Consider the following 21,622-nt stretch of genomic DNA (forward strand, 5'->3'; position numbering starts at 1 on the left):
TCCTGCCGACGCCCGCCCCTGATCGAGCCGAAGTGCTGCCCCGCACCCCGGCCCGACCTTTCACGCTACCTTATCACCCGGACAGGCCGGTCAGCCAGGCATTGACCTGATCAGTGTTGAACGCGCCGACCTGGGCCGAGGTGAACACGCTGGCCTGGGCCGTCGTCATGTTGGACAGCTGGTCCGTGGTCAACCCGGAAATCTGAGACGTAGCCAAGTTCGTCACCTGGCTGGTCGTGAACTCCCGAATATCGGCCGTCGTCAGCGAGCTGATCTGGGCCGTGGTCAAGGACTGGATCTGGGCGCTGTTGAGGGCCGCGACCTGGTTGCTGGCCAGGGCCGACAGGTTGTCGGTCGTCAGACCCGCCACCTGGCTGGTGGTGAGCGCCTGCACCTGGCTGGTGTTCAGCGCCCGGACGTCGGTGGTGGTCAACGCCCCCAATTGCGCGGTGGAGAGCGCCTTGACCTGGGCACTGTTCAGGCCGGAGACCTGGGTGGTCGCCAAGGCGGAGACCTGATCCGTGGTCAGCGCCTGCACCTGCGCCGTCGTCAGCCGGGTCACCTGGGCACTGCTCAGCGCCGTGAGGTTATCCGTGCTGAGTGTCGACACCTGCGCCGTCGTCAGGGACGAGACCTGGACGGTGGTCAGGGCCCGCACATCCGCCGTGCTGAGGGAGTTCAACTGGTCGGAGGTCAGCGCCTGAACCAGCGTGCTGGTCAAACTGGCCACCTGGGCGGTGCTGAGCGCCGTCACCGTGCTGGTGCTCAGGTTCGACACCTGGGCGGTCGTCAGCTGACCGACCTGGGCGGTGGTCAACTCACGCACATCCGCCGTCGTCAAGCTGTTCAGCTGGGCGCTGGTCAGGGACTGGACCTGCGCGCTGTTCAGCGACTGGACCTGGCTGCTGCTCAGGGCGTTCAGGTTATCGCTGCTCAGGCCCGACAGCTGGGCCGTCGTCAGCGACTGGACCTGCGTGTTGCTCAGCTTCTGCACCGTCGCCGTGGACAGGGCGTTCAGCTGATCCGTCGTCAGCGCTTTCACCTGCGCCGTCGACAGGCCGGTCACCTGGGCCGTGCCCAGCGCCGCCACCTGGTCGGTGGTCAGCGACTGAACCTGCGCCGTCGTCAGGCCCGTTTCCTGGGCCGTGGTTAGCGCCGACAGGTTCGCGGTGCTCAGCGTCGACAGCTGGGCCGTCGTCAACTGGCCCACCTGGGCCGCACTCAGCTCACGAACGTCAGATGTCGTCAGGCTGTTCAGCTGATCCGTGGTCAGCGCTTGCAGCTGGCTGCTGGACAGACGCGCCACCTGGGCGCTGCTTAGCGCGTTCAGGTTGGTCGAGGCCAGTCCCGACACCTGGCTGGTGGTCAGGGCCGACACCTGCGACGAGGTCAAGGCCGCCGCGTCGGACGTGCTCAGCGCGTTCAGCTGATCCGTCGTCAGGGACTGAACCTGGCCCGTCGTCAGGCTGGCCACCTGCGCCGTGCTCAACGCCGACACCGTGCTGGTGGCGAGGTTGGACACTTGCGCCGTCGTCAGCTGACCGATCTGAGCGTTCGTCAGCTCACGAACGTCAGAGGAGGTCAGGCTGTTCAACTGGTCGGTGGTCAAGGACTGGACCTGGTTGCTGGTCAGCCTGGACACCTGGGCACTGCTCAAGGCGTTCAGGTTGTCACTGCTCAGGGTCGACACCTGGGCCGTCGTCAGCTGGCTGATCTGGGCGCTGGTGAACTCCCGGATATCCGAGGTGGTGAGCGCGTTCAGCTGGGAGCTGGTGAGTGACTGGACCAGCGTGCTGGTCAACGACGCCACCTGGGCACTGTTCAGAGCCGACAGGTTGTCACTGCTGAGGCCGGAAACCTGGGCCGTGGTCAGCGACTGGACCTGCGTGTTGGTCAGCTTCTGCACCGTCGCGGTGGACAGCGCGTTCAGCTGGTCCGTCGTCAAGGACTGTACCTGCGCCGTCGTCAGGCCAGCCACCTGGGCCGTGCCCAGCGCCGCCACCTGATCGGTGGTCAGCGACCGCACCTGCGCCGTCGTCAGGCCCGATTCCTGGGCCGTGGTCAGCGCCGACAGGTTGGCGGTGCTCAGCGCCGACAGCTGCGCCGTCGTCAACTGGCCCACCTGGGCGGAGCTCAGTTCACGAACGTCGGAGGTCGTCAGGCTGTTCAGCTGATCCGTGGTCAGCGCTTGCAGTTGGCTGCTGGACAGGCGGGCCACCTGGGTGCTGCTCAGCGCGTTGAGGTTGTCGCTGCTCAGGCCCGACACCTGGCTGGTCGTCAGAGCGCTGACCTGGTTCCCCGTCAGGGCCCGGGCGTCCGCAGTACCCAGCGCGTTCAGCTGGTCGGTGGACAGTGCCTGAACCTCGGTCGTGGTCAGGGCCGCGGTCTGGGCCGTTGACAGGGCGCCCACATTGGTCGTGTTGAGGCTGGCCACCTGGGCCGTCGTCAGCTGACCGACTTGGGCGGTCGTCAGTTCCTGGACATCCGCCGTGGTCAGGCTGTTCAGCTGATCCGTGGTCAGGGACTGAACCTGGGTGCTGCTCAGCCTGGACACCTGGGCACTGCTCAGGGCGTTCAGGTTGTCGCTGCTCAGGTTCGCCACCTGCGCCGTCGTCAGCTGACCGACCTGGGCGGTCGTCAACTCACGCACATCCGCCGTCGTCAGGCTGTTCAGCTGCGCCGTCGTCAGAGACTGAACCTGCGTGCTGCTCAGGCTGGCAACCTGGCTGCTGCTCAGGGCATTCAGGTTATCGCTGCTCAGACCCGACAGCTGGGCCGTGGTCAGCGACTGAACCTGCGTGTTGGTCAGCTTCTGCACCGTCGCGGTTGACAGGGCGTTCAGCTGATCGGTCGTCAGCGCCTTCACCTGAGCCGTCGACAGGCCGGCCACCTGGGCCGTGCCCAGCGCCGCCACCTGATCGGTGGTCAGCGACTGAACCTGCGTCGTCGTCAGGCCCGACTCCTGGGCCGTCGTCAGCGCCGACAGGTTGGTGGTGCTCAGCGTCGACAGCTGCGCCGTCGTCAGCTGGCCAACCTGGGCGGCACTCAGCTCACGAACGTCGGAGGTCGTCAGGCTGTTCAACTGATCCGTCGTCAGCGCCTGGATCTGGCTGCTGGACAGACGCGCCACCTGCGCGCTGCTCAGCGCGTTCAGGTTGCTCGACGCCAAGCCCGCGATCTGGCTGGTCGTCAGCGCCGACACCTGCGACGAGGTCAAGGCCGCCGCGTCCGCCGTGGACAGCGCGTTCAGCTGATCCGTCGACAGGGACTGAACCTGACCCGTCGTCAGGCTAGCCACCTGCGCCGTGCTCAACGCCGACACCGTGCTGGTGTTGAGGCTGGCCACCTGGGCCGTCGTCAGCTGACCAACCTGGGCGTTCGTCAATTCACGAACGTCAGAGGAGGTCAGGCTGTTCAGCTGATCGGTGGTCAGGGACTGGACCTGGTTGCTGGTCAGCCTGGACACCTGGGCACTGCTCAGGGCGTTCAGGTTGTCGCTGCTCAGGTTCGCCACCTGCGCCGTCGTCAGCTGACCGACCTGGGCGGTGGTCAACTCACGCACATCCGCGGTCGTCAGGCTGTTCAGCTGCGCCGTCGTCAGCGACTGAACCTGGGTGCTGCTCAGGCTGGCAACTTGGCTGCTGCTTAGGGCATTCAGGTTATCGCTGCTCAGGCCCGACAGCTGCGCCGTGGTCAGCGACTGGACCTGCGTGTTGGTCAGCTTCTGCACCGTCGCGGTGGACAGGGCGTTCAGCTGATCCGTCGTCAGCGCCTTCACCTGGGCCGTCGACAGGCCGGCCACCTGGGCCGTGCCCAGCGCCGCCACCTGGTCGGTGGTCAGCGACTGAACCTGCGCCGTCGTCAGGCCCGATTCCTGCGCCGTCGTCAGCGCCGACAGGTTGGCGGTGCTCAGCGTCGACAGCTGGGCCGTCGTCAGCTGGCCGACCTGAGCGGCACTCAGCTCACGAACGTCGGAGGTCGTCAGGCTGTTCAACTGATCCGTCGTCAGCGCCTGGATCTGGCTGCTGGACAGACGCGCCACCTGCGCGCTGCTCAGCGCGTTCAGGTTGCTCGACGCCAAGCCCGCGATCTGGCTGGTCGTCAGCGCCGAAACCTGCGACGAGGTCAGGGCAGCCGCGTCCGCCGTGTTCAGCGCGTTCAACTGATCCGTCGACAGGGACTGAACCTCAGTCGTCGTCAGGCCCGCCACCTGCGCCGTGCTCAGCGCCGACACCGTGCTGGTGCTGAGGCTGGCCACCTGAGCCGTCGTCAGCTGGCCAACCTGGGCCGCGCTCAGCTCACGAACGTCAGAGGAGGTCAGGCTGTTCAGCTGATCGGTGGTCAGCGCCTGGACCTGGCTGCTGGACAAGCGCGCCACCTGCGCGCTGCTCAGCGCGTTCAGGTTGTCGCTGCTCAGGTTCGCCACCTGCGCCGTCGTCAGCTGACCGACCTGGGCGGTCGTCAACTCACGCACATCCGCCGTCGTCAGGCTGTTCAGCTGCGCCGTCGTCAGAGACTGAACCTGGTTGCTGGTCAGGCTGGCAACCTGGCTGCTGCTCAGGGCATTCAGGTTATCGCTGCTCAAGCCCGACAGCTGGGCCGTGGTCAGCGACTGAACCTGCGTGTTGGTCAGCTTCTGCACCGTCGCGGTTGACAGGGCGTTCAGCTGATCGGTCGTCAGCGCCTTCACCTGGGCCGTCGACAGGCCGGCCACCTGGGCCGTGCCCAGCGCCGCCACCTGATCGGTGGTCAGCGACTGAACCTGCGCCGTCGTCAGGCCCGATTCCTGCGCCGTCGTCAGCGCCGACAGGTTCGCGGTGCTCAGCGCCGACAGCTGCGCCGTGGTCAGCTGGCCGACCTGGGCGGAGCTCAACTCGCGAACGTCGGAGGTCGTCAGGCTGTTCAGTTGATCCGTGGTCAGCGCCTGGACCTGGGCGCTGGACAGGCGCGCCACCTGCGCGCTGCTCAGCGCGTTCAGGTTGCTCGACGCCAAGCCCGCGATCTGGCTGGTCGTCAGGGCGCTGACCTGGTTCCCCGTCAGGGCCCGGGCGTCCGCCGTGCCCAGCGCGTTCAGCTGATCCGTCGACAGGGACTGAACCTGGCCCGTCGTCAGCGACGCGGTTTGCGCCGTTGACAAGGCGCTCACGTTGGTCGTGTTGAGGCTGGCCACCTGGGCCGTCGTCAGCTGGCTGACCTGGGCCGTCGTCAGTTCCTGGACATCCGCCGTGGTCAGGCTATTCAGCTGATCGGTGGTCAGCGCCTGGACCTGGGTGCTGGACAGACGCGCCACCTGCGCGCTGCTCAGCGCGTTCAGGTTGTCGCTGCTCAGGTTCGCCACCTGGGCCGTCGTCAGCTGACCGACCTGGGCGGTCGTCAGCTCACGCACATCCGCCGTCGTCAGGCTGTTCAGCTGCGCCGTCGTCAGCGACTGAACCTGCGTGCTGCTCAGGCTGGCAACCTGGCTGCTGCTTAGGGCATTCAGGTTATCGCTGCTCAGGCCCGACAGCTGCGCCGTGGTCAGCGACTGGACCTGCGTGTTGGTCAGCTTCTGCACCGTCGCGGTGGACAGGGCGTTCAGCTGATCCGTCGTCAGCGCCTTCACCTGGGCCGTCGACAGGCCGGCCACCTGGGCCGTGCCCAGCGCCGCCACCTGGTCGGTGGTCAGCGACTGAACCTGCGCCGTCGTCAGGCCCGATTCCTGCGCCGTCGTCAGCGCCGACAGGTTGGCGGTGCTCAGCGTCGACAGCTGGGCCGTCGTCAGCTGGCCGACCTGAGCGGCACTCAGCTCACGAACGTCGGAGGTCGTCAGGCTGTTCAACTGATCCGTCGTCAGCGCCTGGATCTGGCTGCTGGACAGACGCGCCACCTGCGCGCTGCTCAGCGCGTTCAGGTTGCTCGACGCCAAGCCCGCGATCTGGCTGGTCGTCAGCGCCGAAACCTGCGACGAGGTCAGGGCAGCCGCGTCCGCCGTGTTCAGCGCGTTCAACTGATCCGTCGACAGGGACTGAACCTCAGTCGTCGTCAGGCCCGCCACCTGCGCCGTGCTCAGCGCCGACACCGTGCTGGTGCTGAGGCTGGCCACCTGAGCCGTCGTCAGCTGGCCAACCTGGGCCGCGCTCAGCTCACGAACGTCAGAGGAGGTCAGGCTGTTCAGCTGATCGGTGGTCAGCGCCTGGACCTGGCTGCTGGACAAGCGCGCCACCTGCGCGCTGCTCAGCGCGTTCAGGTTGTCGCTGCTCAGGTTCGCCACCTGCGCCGTCGTCAGCTGACCGACCTGGGCGGTCGTCAACTCACGCACATCCGCCGTCGTCAGGCTGTTCAGCTGCGCCGTCGTCAGAGACTGAACCTGGTTGCTGGTCAGGCTGGCAACCTGGCTGCTGCTCAGGGCATTCAGGTTATCGCTGCTCAAGCCCGACAGCTGGGCCGTGGTCAGCGACTGGACCTGCGTGTTGGTCAGCTTCTGCACCGTCGCCGTGGACAGGGCGTTCAGCTGATCGGTCGTCAGCGCCTTCACCTGGGCCGTCGACAGGCCGGCCACCTGGGCCGTGCCCAGCGCCGCCACCTGATCGGTGGTCAGCGACTGAACCTGCGCCGTCGTCAGGCCCGATTCCTGCGCCGTCGTCAGCGCCGACAGGTTCGCGGTGCTCAGCGCCGACAGCTGCGCCGTCGTCAACTGGCCCACTTGGGCGGAGCTCAACTCACGAACGTCGGAGGTCGTCAGGTTGTTCAGCTGATCCGTGGTCAGCGCCTGGACTTGGGCGCTGGACAGGCGCGCCACCTGCGCGCTGCTCAGCGCGTTCAGGTTGCTCGACGCCAAGCCCGCGATCTGGCTGGTCGTCAGGGCGCTGACCTGGTTCCCCGTCAGGGCCCGGGCGTCCGCCGTGCCCAGCGCGTTCAGCTGATCCGTCGACAGGGACTGAACCTGACCCGTCGTCAGCGACGCGGTTTGCGCCGTTGACAAGGCGCTCACGTTGGTCGTGTTGAGGCTGGCCACCTGGGCCGTCGTCAGCTGGCTGACTTGGGCCGTCGTCAGTTCCTGGACATCCGCCGTGGTCAGGCTATTCAGCTGATCGGTGGTCAGCGCCTGGACCTGGGTGCTGGACAGACGCGCCACCTGCGCGCTGCTCAGCGCGTTCAGGTTGTCGCTGCTCAGGTTCGCCACCTGGGCCGTCGTCAGCTGACCGACCTGGGCGGTCGTCAGCTCACGCACATCCGCCGTCGTCAGGCTGTTCAGCTGCGCCGTCGTCAGCGACTGAACCTGGGTGCTGCTCAGGCTGGCAACCTGGCTGCTGCTCAGGGCGTTCAGGTTATCGCTGCTCAAGCCCGACAACTGGGCCGTCGTCAGGGACTGGACCTGCGTGTTGCTCAGCTTCTGCACCGTCGCCGTGGACAGGGCGTTCAACTGATCGGTTGACAGCACCTTCACCTGGGCCGTCGACAGGCCGGCCACCTGGGCCGTGCCCAGCGCCGCCACCTGATCGGTGGTCAGCGACTGAACCTGCGCCGTCGTCAGACCCGATTCCTGGGCCGTCGTCAGCGCCGACAGGTTGGCGGTGCTCAGCGTCGACAACTGCGCCGTCGTTAGCTGGCCGACCTGGGCGGCACTCAGCTCACGAACGTCGGAAGTCGTCAGGCTGTTCAATTGATCGGTCGTCAGCGCCTGGACCTGGCTGCTGGACAGACGCGCCACCTGCGCGCTGCTGAGCGCGTTCAGGTTATCGCTGCTCAAGCCCGCGATCTGGCTGGTGGTCAGCGCCGAAACCTGCGAGGAGGTCAGAACCCGGGCGTCCGCCGTGGACAGGGCGTTCAACTGGTCCGTATTAAGAGCGGACACTTGCGCGGTCGTGAGTGCGGCGACCTGCGCGGTCGTCAGATTCGCCACGACGGCGGTGCCAAGGGAGGCGACCTGGGCGGTGGTCAGCTGGCTGACCTGGGTGGCGCTCAACTCCCGCAGATCGGAAGACGTCAGGCTGTTCAGTTGGTCGGTGGTCAGCGCCTGGACCTGGCTGCTGGACAAGCGCGCCACCTGCGCGCTGCTCAGCGCGTTCAGGTTGTCGCTGCTCAAACCGGAAATCTGGGTGGTGTTCAAGCCGCCGACCTGGGCAGCGCTGAACTCGCCGATATCGGAAGTGCTGAGCGCGTTCAGCTGGCTGGTGGTCAGGCCTTGAATTTGCACGGTGCTGAGCGCCTGCACCTGGGCGCTGTTGAGCGCCGACAGGTTGTCGCTGCTGATGCCCGCGATCTGTTTGGAGGTCAGGCCGCCAACCTGGGCCGTCGTCAGCGCCCGAGCGTCCGCCGTATTAAAGGCGTTCAGCTGGTCGGTGGTCAGGAAGCCGACCTGAGTCCGGCTGAATTCCTGGACGGAACTGGTGGTCAGCGCGCTCAGCTGATCGGTGGTCAGCGCCTGGACCTGATCAGACGACAAAGCCTGGACCTGGTTGGATTTCAGCGCTTCAAAATCCGCCGTCGATAAGACGGAGATGTCGGCGTCACTGAACGCCTGAAGCTGCGAAACACTGAAAACCATTTGGCTGGCCTGGAAGGCCGCCACCTGGGTCGTGGTTAACGCCTGAATCTGGGCCGTTGAAAGCGCAGCGACGTCAGCTGTGCTGAGAGCCTGGATATTCGCCGTGGACAGGGCGGCAATCTGGGTCGGCCCCAGGAAAGTAATAGGCGAGACCATTTACAACCTCCGATCGCACCTCGTTTGAGGTGCCTCATGGACGGCGATGAACAACACCCATTTTTTGGGCGCAACCACAGCCATGTGGTTGATATGGCAAAAACAAAACCCGCTTCGCGCTTCCCTTATGGCAACGCTGGCGGAACCCTCAGGCAACCTGACGACGTCCCTTGTGGACCTAAGCCGTCCGACTAGACCATAAGCCCAAAGCGCAAATGCACCTCTGGCACACGGATAGCCTGAGGGGCACGATAATAAGATGCGAGGATAACTTCAAGGCGTATTTTAAGCGCATTGCTAATGAAGGCCCTGAATCCGCCTACCCCAAAGTGTTAACGAGACGTTAGCAATCGAATGTCCCGGTCAGTATGGGATAAGCAGAAGGGAGAGGTTCTCAATATATGGAGGGCTAAGCTTGTTTCCTATTCCTTGAAATTTCCCGATCCGCCCTGACGTTGACTCTGTTTCAGTGTGTCAGAAACATGATAACGCTGTCCCAGCGATGGTTAATGGCGTCCATCTTCCATGTTATGACATCAGCAGTTTTCGTGGTGGGTCCTCCATGCGACGCGTTTCCGCTGTAGATAAGGACCTGTAATCTGCCACACTCAAGAAGTGCGCGACAAATTTGCGGGTGAAATCAGCCACAGCTACTGAGAAAGGCGCGGACGTTTCCCCAGACGCTTGGCGCGGACGGGAACGCCCGCATAAATTTGAAGCGCCCTCAATTCATGCCCAAGGGCGACCGTTGCGGCGAATGCTTAAGTTATCAGCGGCGGTATTGTAACACCGGAAAATGCAGGCCCCGGTTGCACCCCACCTAGGGAAAGGGCGGCGGGTCCACCAGATATAGACCCCGTGATGCTGCGCGCGCCCACATGGTAACCGGTGGCTTATTGGCCATCTCCAGGCGGCAACGCCTCCACCACGATCTGGAAAGCCCGCAGAGTCTGACGCCGGCTGGGATAATATATGAAGGAGCCCTGGAGCGGCGATGCCCCGTCGCCAGGAGGCGGGACGCGGGCCTGTTGCGAAAAGCCGGGGGAGGCGACGGCGACCAAGCGGCAGTCAGGGCCGATTTGCACGGCGACCATAATCCTTTTCGACATTCTTCCCCAAGCGCACGCTGGCATCGAATCCGTCCTCAACGACGTTGCGCGAGCCGTTATCGATGCTGAATTTCGATCTGGATGCCTGAATGTCGGCTCAGCGAAGTATTCGACCAGGAACCGCCCGTCGCCAACGTGGCGCACGGCTACCGGTTCACGCGCAAGCCATCTCTCCTTTCGCTTGCGTCCCGACAGATTTTGGCTTGGTGATTCGGTTGGATTCGTACCAGGGAAAGCCTTGGATCGTTAAAGGGTTCTGACGTCGGAACCCGGTGGTCTCACCGCAGGGTAAGAGCCGCCTCTTCCGCCACCCATTCCACCCATTTGTGGATATTGCTGGCGGCAGCGGCGGCGCGCACCTCCGGGGCCCCCAATTCACGGGCCCTTTTGTAAAGGCGGGTGCGAACCTCCAGCGGCTCGGCGGCCAGGCGGTCGATCAGCCCCTGGTTCGGGGCGCGTGGCGCCAAGGCCGGGGGCGGGGCGGCCACCACGATGGGGACCGCCTCCCCCGCCAGCTTGCGCACGAAGCCGGCGAAGGCCAGATCGGCATTGCGAATCTTGCCCGTCTGGCCCGATGCCCAGCCGGCCCACCGATCCAGCGCCATTTCAATATCGATACCCGGATATTCGGCGCGCAGCTGTTCCACCGCCGTGTCGCTGACCCGGCGTTTCAGCCCCAGGACGGAAACAGGCCGATCACGGTCGGTCTTGCCATCCTCCAGGTCCACGGTGTCGGCATCACGGGCGCCCGCGGCGAAGCCGCCCTTGCCCACCGGCCCCACGGGATCGATGGCGAATTCGGTGGCCCGCGCGGCGGAGGTCAGCGCCGCCCGCTCCTTCTTACGGATGGTGAAGCGCAGCGCCACCACCGGACGGCCGCGTGAAGGCGACCGGATGGGGGTGTAGCTGCACTCGATGGCCGAGAGTTCGTTGACTTCGCGCACAGCCCGTTCCAGCACCTCGCGCTGCAGAATGCCGAAGTTCTTGTTGGCCGAGGTGTTCTTGACGCTCAACAACTGGCGGAAGGTGTCGATATCCACCTCCCAGTCCGGTTCGCGCAGATTGACCCGCACGCTCAGCAACTCATACAGCGCCAGGGCATATTTGGAACTGAAGCTGGTACACACAGCCAGGTGGATACGGGCCCAGGCGGACGGCTCCGCCAAGGCGGGGCGAAGTTCCGCCGGGAAAGACCATTCCGCATATCCTTTGCCCTTGGGCAGGGCGCGGAAGCTCAACAGGGGGGCGCCACCCTCCTTCAACTCCCCATCCGCGCTGAGGTAGGGGAATTCCACCCGCACGGACATGAGCCGGTCGAAGCAGCTTTTCAGGCGGGCGTTGCTATGCTCCGTTTCTTCCCCGATAGCCCGCTTCAGATCGGCGGTGGAGGCGCGGAAAGGCGGCAGCGCCGCAGTGGCATCCGCCAACTTGTCCCAGCTGTGCGCCAGGATGACATTGAACAGCTTCTTGTCGGACAGGGTCAGGCCGCCACCGGTCTCGATGATTTCGATGGTGCCACGGGGCTTGGGCACGGTCGGATCCGTGTCCAGGCGAAAGGGGTCACCTGTCGCCTCCGGGCGCCTCGCGGGCGGTTTTGCTGCGATCCTGCTCATGCTGTGCAGTCGACCAGCAGCACCACACAGAGTCAACCACGCCCCGGATGGTGGCGATAGAACACACAGAAAGGAGGTGGCTGGGCCGTCAAACTGGCGAGAAAGCACACAAGGAGAGACGCGACGGCGCTCCGGGTGGCGAGAAAACACATAGAGAGCCCTCGCCTACCCCTGGAATCGGAGCCCTAACCCCAACGACTCCGCCCCTGCCAGCCACTGGCGAGAAAACACATAGGAACGATCTTTAGGCCCTGGCGAGAAAACACATAAAGAGCCAGTGACAGACCTGAGAAAGCGCGCATTAAGATATTGATATTAAATACATATTTCCGCCGACCTCCGCGTCTGCTCTGCGTGACGAGAAAACGCATGGGAACGACTCGGCAGACACGACGAGAAAACACACAGAAAAGGTTTATGGCGGCGTAGCCGGCCGCCTCCCCACGCCCGTCGCATCCCATGGCGAAAAAACGCATGCAAACAAGCCGATGACGAGAACCCGCACAAGGACACCGGATAAAACGCATGGAGAGCGGCGACAAAGCGCATCGAGACTCGGGAGAAAGCGCATGGAAATGCCCCTCAACATAATGAAGTAAAACGGTTTTTTGGGCACGAACAAGAACAAGAGGAATCTGGAAAGAGTCTGACGAAGTCCCATCTTGGAATGATCGTCAGGGCGAACCATCAACTATCAACCATCAACGTTGGCGTTGACACTTGATGGTGACGCTGGCAGGTTCTGACGTCAGAACCGGCTTGAAAGTGAAGGATGGGCAATGAACGGCGACCGGATGCGTGAGCTGCGCCAGATGCTGCGGCAAAGCCAAGGCGATCTGAAGGATATGCTGAACCAGCGCCTGTCCCGGTCCTATGACAAGCCCAAGATCAGCCGCTGGGAAAACGGCAAGGAGCCCATTCCCGACGACGTGGCGGCGGAGCTGGAGCACATCGCCTCACACAAACCACGCAACGCCAAGGTTTTCGTACTGGCCAACCAGAAGGGCGGCGTGGGCAAAACCACCAGCGCCCTCAATCTGGCCTACGCCCTGGGCCAGTCGGGCAGCCGGGTGCTGTTGATCGATATGGATCCGCAGGCCACGGCCACCGTGGCCCTGCTGGCGGACGCTGCGGTGGAGGTTTACCGCCAGGGCCGCACGATGGCCCACGTCATCCTGCAGAATCGCCCCATGGCCGATGCCATCCTGAAGCCCGGCATGGTGGAAACGGCGGTGCCCCTGCCCTTCGACTTGGCGGCCAGCCACATTGAACTGTCGGAAACCGATGGCCGGCGCGAACCCGGCTTCGACGCCGCCCTGCGTGAGGCGGTGGATACGGTGCGCGCCGGCTATGACTTCATCGTCATCGACGCGCCGCCCAACCTGGGCATGCTGACCTGGATGGCCTTGGCGGCGGCGCAGGAGGTGCTGATCCCCGTCCGGACCGAGCCCTATGACACCATGGGCGTCGGCTTGATCCTTAACACCATCCATAAGGTGCAGCGGCGCCTGAACCCGGGCCTGCGCCTGGCCGGTATCCTGCCCACGCAGTTTGGCCGGCGGAAGTCGGTGGATCGTGAAGTGCTGGCCCATTTGGTGACGGCGCTGGGGGAAAAGGTGCCCGTGCTGGAAGCGGTGCCGGACAGCGCCGTGTTCGGCCACGCCGCCCGCAACGGCCGTATCGCGTTGGAAGCATCGCCCACCTCGTCCGCCACGGCGGTTTATCGTAAGCTGGCGGACTGCATCATCGCCGGCCGGCCGTTGGCCCGCGCGGATATCGACCTGATTCCTGTTGAGAACGAGGCCTGAGCGCCATGACGGTGAAGAAACGACCCTCCCCCATCCTGGGTGCCGCCACCGCCATGATCGGTGAGGCTTCGGGCGAGTTGGTGATGTCGCGCGACAGCCGCTTCCACCACAGCATTGAATTGCCGGTCGACCACATCGCCCCCGATCCGGAGCAACCGCGCAAGCTGTTCTCGGAGGAGGAACTGGACGGCTTGGCCGCCAGCATGGCGGAGCAGGGGCAGTTGCAGCCCATCCTGGTCCGCCGCAACCCCAATGACCGCGGGCATTGGATCGTGGTGGCGGGTGAACGCCGTTGGCGGGCCGCCCAGCGTCTGGGCTGGGGCGTCATCCTGGCGATCGAGCACACCGGTGATCCCGAGGTGCTGGCGCTGATCGAGAACCTGCAGCGCGTTGACCTGACGCCGGTGGAAGAGGCGCGCGGCCTGAAGCGCCTGATCGATGGCAAGGGCTGGAGCCAGAACCAGGCGGCCGAAGCTTTGGGCAAGACCAAGGGCGAGATCAGCGCCACCTTGCGCATCCTCAGCCTGCCAGACGATATCCTCGAAGGGGTTCTGACGTCAGAACTGGGCCTGTCGCGCAATGTGTTGGTGGAGTTGTCGCGGGTGGACGAGCCGGCCGTGCGCGAACGGCTGATCCAGTCGGCCCGCAGCGGCACGCTCAGCATCCGCACCATCCGTGCCGCCAAGGCCCAGGACGCGGTGCCGGAGGTTCTGGAGGGCAAGCCATCCACCGGCATCACCGCGCCGGGCGTGAATCTAGCCTCCGTGGAACGGCTGGTCAGCAACCTGCGTTCGCTGCGGCCGGCGGCCTTGAAGGATAAGGACCGGGAGCGTCTGCGGGCCCTGCGGGCCGCCATCGACGCGCTATTGGGGTAATTCACCGGCGCTGAATCATTGCGCCAGCGCAAAGACTCAACAAATCAGCCGTCGTAGGGAAGGGGCGGGGCCGGGTAATGGATCCGGTTCCGCCTTATCTCATGATGGAGAGTATAGATGCGTTCCCTTCCTCTGGCGCTGGTGGCCCTGATGACCTTGGCGGGCCCGGCCTTCGGTGCCGAGCATGTCGTCAAGATGCTGAACAAGGGTGCCGATGGCATGTTCGTGTTCGAGCCGGCGCTGGTGAAGGTCGCGCCGGGCGACAAGGTGACCTTCCAGTCCGTTGATGCGGGACACAATGTGGAAAGCATCCCCGGAATGCTGCCTGATGGCGCCCAGCCCTTCACCGGCAAGCCCAGTGAAACCATCACGGTCACCTTCGACAAGCCGGGTGTGTACGGGTATCGTTGCAAGCCTCATTACGGCATGGGCATGGTCGGTGTGGTCGTGGTGGGCACCCCCACCAACCTCGACGCCGCCAAGGCGGTGCCGCAGACCGGCAAGGCCAAGGCCGCGTTTGAGAAGTTGCTGGCTGCGGCCAAATAAGGCTCTGGCCCCGAAAAGCCCAAGTAAGATATTGGAAACGCAGGAGAGAGGCGGAAGAGGGACTTCCTTCCGCCTCTCCTCCGCGGGCGCGCGTCAAGGACGTGCGTTCTTCGGGTGTGCCCTGGGTTGACCCCTCTCGATCAATAGTCATATGATAATACTATGGCAGGGAGGCGCGAGCCGCCGCTGGTGACCAGCGGGTGGACCGGACGGCCAAAGGGAAAGAACACCATGACCAGTACACGGGATCACGCCACGGTTTCCGCGACCGGCCCGCAGGCCAACCCCCTTGATGAGGGCCAGCTGCCCCCGGGCGCGGTCGATCGGCGGCGCTTCCTGGCCGCGACAGGTAGCGCGTCCCTGGCGGCCGGGCTGGCCAGCCGTGCGGCGTTGGCGGCCAATCCGTCGGCGCCCGCCAATTTGGCGGTCATGGCCCGTACCAGCTGGTCCAATCGATCCAGCGGCACCCGGCTGGCGGCCATCAACACCAACGCCACCCCCACCAATTCCAAGGATGAGACGGAAAGCGCCTTCGCTACGGAGCCGGAGTCCGGTCCGGCGTGGGTGGAGTATCGCTGGGACGTGCCGGTTCGCACCGACGCGGTGGATGTCTATTGGTGGCTGGGTGGGTGGAAGGGGGCCTTGCCCACGGGCTGGCGGGTGTCGGCCTGGGACGGCAAGCGCTTCGTGCCGGTGCGCAACGCGCAGGGGCTGGGCCTGGTGGCAGACACCCACAACCGCACCACCTTCGACCCCGTCACCACCACGCGGCTGCGCCTGGATATCGACCCGGCGGCCAAGGCTTCCGTCGGTGTGCTGCAATGGCGGGTATGGAGTCATGGCGCCGTGCCGGTGTTTCCGCCGCTGGTCACCGCCGGCCCGGACCGCGCCGTCGTGCTGGGCGGTCAAACCTATCTGGGCGGCAAGGTGCGCACGCTCGATAGCGCTCCAGCCGCCGCAGCCCTGTGGCACAAGGTCAGTGGGCCCGGCGCTGTCAGCTTCGCCGATGCCACCCGCGTCGACACCACCGCGCGCTTCTCCGTCCCCGGCGAGTATGTGCTGCAACTGAGCGCCAAAGCGGACGGCAAGTCGGCCCAGTCCGCCCTGAAGGTCCGGGCCGAGACGCCGCCGCCGGAGGAGCGGCTGGATGTCGTCTACACCACGCCCTATGCCATCGACAGCCCCCTGTGGTCGGCGCGGGCCAAGGCGCTGATCACCACCTGGATCCCCCATTGCATCGACTATTGCGAGCGCACAGACCTGAAGATCGGGCAGGGGGGCCTGGACAATTTCATCGAGGCGGGCAAGGCCCTGCGCGGGGAGCCGCATGGCGTTCACAAGGGCTATGTCTTTTCCAACGCCTGGGTGCACCAGACGGTGGAATCCATGTGCATCGCCCTGATGGTCGACCCGCAGGGCGACCCGGAGATCATCGCCGCCCATGACCTGATGCGCCGCAAGCTGGAGGAATGGATTCCCATCATCCTGGCGGCGCAGGAGCCCGATGGCTATCTCCAGACCGCCTATACCCTGGCCGACCGGGCCAAATGGCCGGCGCGCTGGTCACCGGAGCAGCGCGGCAACCATGAGGGCTATGTCGCCGGGTATTTCATCGAATCCGCCATCAACCACCACACCCTGACCGGCGGCAAGGATCTGCGCCTGTACAACGCCGCCAAGAAGCTGGCGGATTGCTGGGTGGCCAACATCGGCCCAGGCAAGAAGGAGTGGTTCGACGGCCACCAGGAGATGGAGCAGGCGCTGGTGCGCTTCGGCCGCTTCGTCAACGACATGGAGGGGCGGGGCCACGGCGACGCCTACATCCGGCTGGCGCGCTTCCTGCTGGACAGCCGGCGGGGCGGGTCGGAATACGACCAGAGCCACCTGCCGCCGGGCCGGCAGTATGAGGCGGTGGGCCATGCCGTCCGCGCCGTCTACTTCTACTCCGGCATGGCGGACATCGCGGCCGAGACCCGCGACATCGACTACCAGAGCGCCGTGCTGTCCCTGTGGGACAACATGGTGAACAAAAAATATTACGTCACCGGCGGCGTGGGCAGCGGCGATACGGCGGAAGGCTTTGGCGAGAACTATGCCCTACGCAACGACGCCTATTGCGAATCCTGCTCCAGCTGCGGCCTGATTTTTTTCCAGTACAAGCTGAACCTGGCCTATCACGACGCCAAGTACGCCGATCTCTATGAGGAGACGATGTACAACGCCCTGCTGGGCTCCACGGCGCTGGACGGCAAGACCTTCTGTTACACCAATCCCCTGGTGGATACCGAGCGCACGGCCTGGCACGTCTGCCCGTGCTGCGTCGGCAACATCCCGCGCACCCTGCTGATGGTTCCGACCTGGGCCTATGCCAAGGACAAGGCGGGGGTGAACGTGAACCTCTTCATCGGCAGCCGGGTGAACGTGGGCGATGTCGCCGGCACGGCGGTGGAGATGGTGCAGAAGACCAATTACCCGTGGGAGGGGGCGGTGTCCCTGACCGTCAACCCGGCCCAGGCGACCGTCTTCGCCGTGCGCATCCGCGTGCCCGACCGCGCCACCAGCGCGCTATATACCGCTGTCCCGCCGGTGCGCGGCCTGGTCAGCCTGACGGTGAACGGTAGCTCGGTCCCCTATCGCCTGGAGAAAGGCTACGCGGTGGTGGAACGGGAGTGGATGGCGGGCGACCGTGTGGATTTCGTCCTGCCCCTGGCGGTGCAGCGCGTGACCGGCGATGACAAGGTGGAGGCCACGCGGGGCAAGGTCGCCCTGCGCTATGGCCCGCTGGTCTACAACGTGGAGAAGGCGGACCAGCCCACCATCGACGCGCCGCTGTCGGCGGCACCGCTCACGGCCGAATGGCGGCCGGATCTCTTGGGCGGCGTGGTCGCCATCAAGGGCCGCTGGCAGGATGGCACCCCCATGTTGGCCATTCCCAACTATGCCCGCATGAACCGTCTGCCGGTGCGGGCCGATGCTGTCGGCGGCACCAATTCCGGCGTCAATTACGCGCTGGGCGCGCAAGGGCAGGTGATCGCCGACACCGGCGCGCCGGGGGATGAGGACTTCGGTCGGGCCCGGCATTCGCAGGTGTGGATTTCCCGGGCGTGACAACGGGGGTGTGACGGCAGGGGCGTGATGGCGGGGATGGGGCGGCCTTGCGCGGGGCGTAAGGTCGCCACCCCCAAAAATCACCCCTGTCCAAATTCCCAACCGGACGGGAAGGCACTAGATTAAGGGGAGGAACTTCCTGGAACCTGTGCCCCATGCCGTCCTCCGACACCATTGCCCACCTCCATCTGGTTGAAGATGAGCCCGACATGGCGCGGGAGATTGTGACCAGCCTGGAGGCCCGCGGTTATTCCGTCAGCCATTCCGTCACCGCCGCTGCCGCGCTGGACGTGCTGCGCGCCGACCGCGGCGTGGCGGTGATCATCGTCGACCGCATGCTGCCCGGCGGCATGGACGGGTTGGACCTGGTGCAGGACTTGCGGGACGAGGGCATCGCCACGCCCATCCTGGTGTTGAGCGCCCTGGGCTCGGTCGATGACCGGGTACGGGGCCTGAATGCCGGTGGCGACGATTACCTGACCAAGCCGTTCGCCGTGGCGGAACTGGTGGCCCGCGTCGAAGCCCTGCGCCGCCGTCCACCGGATACCCGCGCCACCACCCTGCGCGTGGGCTCGCTGGAGATGGACCTGCTGAACCGCACCGTGCGCCGGGGGGACCGGGAGGTGCCGCTGCTGCCCCGGGAATTCAAGCTTTTGGAATACCTGATGCGCCGGCCGGACCAGGTGGTCACGCCGGCCATGCTGTTGACCGACGTTTGGCATTATCGCTTCGTGCCGCAGACCAACGTGGTCGACGTGCATATGGGCAAGTTGCGCCACAAGATTGATGATGTCGGGGAGCTGCCCATGATCCATCGTGTCCGTGGCGCCGGGTTCATGCTCCGTGCCGCGGATTGATCTCTTCCGCGCCGGTCCGTTCCGCCTGGCGCTCGGCTTCGCCACCGCGCTGTCGGTGGGCATGCTGCTCATCTTCGGTTTCATCTACTGGCAGACCAGCGAGGTCGAAACCCGGCGCATGCGCCGCGATCTGGTGCAGGAGGCGGCGCTGGCGGCGCAGACGCGCGATGACGTGCTGCTGTACCAACTGCAGGTCCGCATCATGGCGGACTATCACCGGGTCACCGTGGCCGCCTGGTTCGATGCCGATGGCAAGCTACGCTACGGCAACCTGGACGCCTTGCCGCCTGATTTGCCCATAGACGACAGCGGTCATCGCCTGGATATCCAGACCAACAACACCGATCAGCCCCAGCCCGCCATCGTGGCGGCGGCCCGGCGGCCGGACGGTGGTGTGGTGGTGCTGGGCCGGGCCATGGATGAACTGCTGGCCTTGCAACGGGTCGTGGCCCAGACGCTGATCATGGGCCTGCTGCCAGCTGTGGCCCTGGTGCTGGCCTCCGGCATCCTGGTGGGGGCGCGGGCCCGCCGGCGGGTGGAAACCGTGCAGCAGACCATCGCCCGCATCATGGGCGGCGATTTGCGCGAACGATTGCCCCTGTCCGGCAATCGCGACGCGCTGGACCAGCTGTCGGCCCGCGTGAACCAGATGCTGGACCGCATCGTCCATCTGCTGGATGAGATACGGGCGGTGGGCGACAACATCGCCCATGACCTGCGCACCCCGCTGTCAGTCATGCGCGCCAAGCTGGAACGGGGCCTGGCGTCCCCCAGTCCCGGTGAGCTGCGGCGGGGGGCCGAGGCGGCGCTGGCCGACCTGGACAAGGCCTTCGCCATGATCACCGCCCTGCTGCGCATCGCGGAGCTGGAGGATAGCCGCCGTCAGGCCGGGTTCAGCACCGTGGACCTGACGGAGGTGGCGATGGAGGCCTTCGACCTTTACGAACCCCTGGCCGAGGCCAAGGGCGTGGCCCTGGAGCGGGAAGAGGCCGGGCCCCTGTTCGTGGTGGGGGACCGGGACCTGCTGATCGAGGCGGCGGCCAACCTTCTGGACAACGCCGTGAAGTTCACGCCCGAGGGCGGCCGGATCGTCATCCGCACCTATATAGCGACCACGCAGGGGGGCGGGCAGGGGGCCGGGCCGGTCCCGGTGCTGGAGGTGTCGGACACCGGACCCGGCATCCCGGTGGCGGAGCGCACGGCCGTCGTCCGCCGCCTGTATCGCCTGGACAAGAGCCGCCATGTCCAGGGCAACGGCTTGGGCCTGTCGCTGGTGCAGGCCATCGCCACCCTGCATGGGTTTCGCCTTGTGATCGGCGGCGGCGAGACCGGTGCCGTCATCGCCCTGGCTTGCGGGACGTCCCAAGCGCAGGGCGATTGAGGAAACCGGCGCGCGCCGCCGCCCCGTCTCGGGCTTACGCCCGCACGGAGGTCAGGAAGACCTGCACCTCCTGGCGCAGATTTTCCGAGTTGTCCGATAGCTCCCCGGCCGAGGTCAGCACCTGTTGCGCCATCGTGCCCGTGGTGGTGGAGCTTTCGGTGACGCCGGCGATGGCGTCGCTGACCTGATGGGTGCCCTGGGCCGCCTGCTGGACGTTGCGGGCGATCTCCATCGTGGCGGCGCCCTGCTCCTCCACGGCGGAGGAGATGGCGGTGGAAATGCCCCTGATCTGCTCGATGATCAGGGAAATGTCCCTGATGGCCGTCACGGTGCTGCGGGTTTCCTCCTGCATGGACGTGATTTGTTGGCCGATTTCACCGGTGGCCTTCGCCGTCTGGTCGGCCAGCATCTTCACTTCGCTGGCGACGACGGCGAAGCCCTTGCCCGCCTCGCCGGCGCGGGCGGCCTCGATGGTGGCGTTGAGCGCCAGAAGATTGGTCTGGCTGGCGATATCGTCGATCAACCTGACCACGCCGCCGATCCGCTCCGCGGCGCCCGTCAGGTTCTGCACCAGGGCGTTGGTGGCGGTGGCTTTGTCGAACGCCTCGCCGGCGATGGCGGCGGACTGCGTCACCTGCCGGGCGATTTCCTTGATGGAGGAGGACAGTTCCTCCGTGGCGGTGGCGACGGTCTGCACATTGGCCGATGTCTGCGTGGACGCGGTCGCCACGGTGACGGCCTGGTTGGAGGATTGCTCCGCCGCTGACGCCATGGTCAACGACGCCTCCTTCAGCGCCGCGGAGGAGGTGGAGACGGTCTGGACCATGCCCATCACCTTGGCCTCGAAATCATCGGCCATGCGGTTCATCGCCCGCTTCTGGTCTTCCGCCGCCTGCGCGCGTTGCGCCTCCTGCTCCGCCCGCAGGCGGGCGTTGTCGAGGGCGTTGTTCTTGAACACGCCGACCGCCTGCGCCATCCCGCCGATCTCGTCCTTCCGCTCGGTTCCCGGAATGTCGATGGCGGTGTCGTTCCGGGCAAGCCGGTCCATCGCCGCCTGCAAGCCGCGGATGGGGTTGACGATTCCACGCCCGATCAGCCACGCCATGAACAACCCAACGACAATTCCAGCCGTGCCGGCGGTGATCGACAGGGTGATGGCCTGGTCGATCACGTCCTTCACTGCCTGGGCGTTCTGGGAATTCAGGTTCTCGAAGTAATGAGAGACGGCGTCGTTGGCATCGGCATAGCGCTTGGCCGAGTCATCGATCGTCTTTACTGCCGCGTGGAACTCATCTGAATTGGCGGCGACGCCGCGCGCCCGCAGGGCGTTAAAGGATTTCGCATCCGCAGCAAACGTGGTCACGGTGTCCGCGAAGGCTTGGGTCAGCTTTTTGCCCTCGTCGGTCCGGATTTTTCGGCTCACGGCATCGATATCCGATATCGCATCCCCAAAGGCTTTGTCGCGTTTGGCGAGATAAGACTCGTCACCCGTCGCCACGTAGCTCCAAGTCATAACGCGTCCTTGGCGGACATTAAGATAGGCGTTCTTCAGTCCGATGACTGCCTCTGATCGACGGTGGGCCGTTTCATATTGCCCCTTGATACTCTCAAAACGGAGTACGGATATAGTGATCAAGGCGAT

General features: G+C 65.3%; 9 protein-coding genes and 1 pseudogene. 6 read left to right on the top strand and 4 right to left on the bottom strand.

The window, feature by feature from the left end; genetic code table 11:
• Positions 1-73: 73 nt before the first annotated feature.
• From ULB03_RS02055 to ULB03_RS02065, 3 genes and pseudogenes are all read right to left on the bottom strand, one after another.
• Positions 74-8,527: a hypothetical protein gene (locus ULB03_RS02055; RefSeq protein ID WP_322481725.1), complete on the bottom strand. Its 8,454-nt coding sequence runs from the start codon at positions 8,525-8,527 to the stop codon at positions 74-76.
• Positions 8,528-8,536: 9 nt separating this feature from the next.
• Positions 8,537-8,683, bottom strand: a pseudogene (locus ULB03_RS02060) (hypothetical protein); the annotation flags it as partial.
• 1,387 nt (positions 8,684-10,070) lie between these two features.
• Entirely contained in the window at positions 10,071-11,324 is a 1,254-nt protein-coding gene (locus ULB03_RS02065) for a replication initiation protein (RefSeq protein WP_322481659.1), read from the bottom strand.
• An 860-nt stretch (positions 11,325-12,184) separates the two neighbouring features.
• On the opposite strand from ULB03_RS02065, the gene ULB03_RS02070 reads away from it, so the two are divergent.
• The 6 genes from ULB03_RS02070 to ULB03_RS02095 all read left to right on the top strand — a co-directional run bounded on the left by ULB03_RS02070 (position 12,185) and on the right by ULB03_RS02095 (position 19,980).
• Entirely contained in the window at positions 12,185-13,213 is a 1,029-nt protein-coding gene (locus ULB03_RS02070; RefSeq protein WP_322481660.1) for an AAA family ATPase, read from the top strand.
• Between the two features lie 5 nt (positions 13,214-13,218).
• A complete protein-coding gene (locus ULB03_RS02075) occupies positions 13,219-14,088 on the top strand; it encodes a ParB/RepB/Spo0J family partition protein (RefSeq protein ID WP_322481661.1) in 870 nt (289 codons plus the stop codon).
• A 117-nt stretch (positions 14,089-14,205) separates the two neighbouring features.
• Entirely contained in the window at positions 14,206-14,634 is a 429-nt protein-coding gene (locus ULB03_RS02080; protein WP_322481662.1) for a pseudoazurin, read from the top strand.
• 231 nt (positions 14,635-14,865) lie between these two features.
• Entirely contained in the window at positions 14,866-17,742 is a 2,877-nt protein-coding gene (locus tag ULB03_RS02085; protein ID WP_322481663.1) for a glycoside hydrolase family 127 protein, read from the top strand.
• A 155-nt stretch (positions 17,743-17,897) separates the two neighbouring features.
• Positions 17,898-18,599, top strand: coding sequence for a response regulator transcription factor (locus ULB03_RS02090; RefSeq protein WP_322481664.1), 702 nt, complete (start codon positions 17,898-17,900; stop codon positions 18,597-18,599).
• A complete protein-coding gene (locus ULB03_RS02095; protein WP_322481665.1) occupies positions 18,586-19,980 on the top strand; it encodes a sensor histidine kinase in 1,395 nt (464 codons plus the stop codon). Before ULB03_RS02090 ends, ULB03_RS02095 begins: the two co-directional genes overlap by 14 nt.
• A gap of 34 nt (positions 19,981-20,014) precedes the next feature.
• On the opposite strand, the gene ULB03_RS02100 is transcribed toward ULB03_RS02095, so the two are convergent.
• Positions 20,015-21,403: a methyl-accepting chemotaxis protein gene (locus ULB03_RS02100; protein ID WP_322481666.1), complete on the bottom strand. Its 1,389-nt coding sequence runs from the start codon at positions 21,401-21,403 to the stop codon at positions 20,015-20,017.
• Between the last annotated feature and the right edge of the window lie 219 nt (positions 21,404-21,622).

This window comes from Nitrospirillum goiasense (assembly GCF_034427435.1).
GTDB lineage: Bacteria > Pseudomonadota > Alphaproteobacteria > Azospirillales > Azospirillaceae > Nitrospirillum.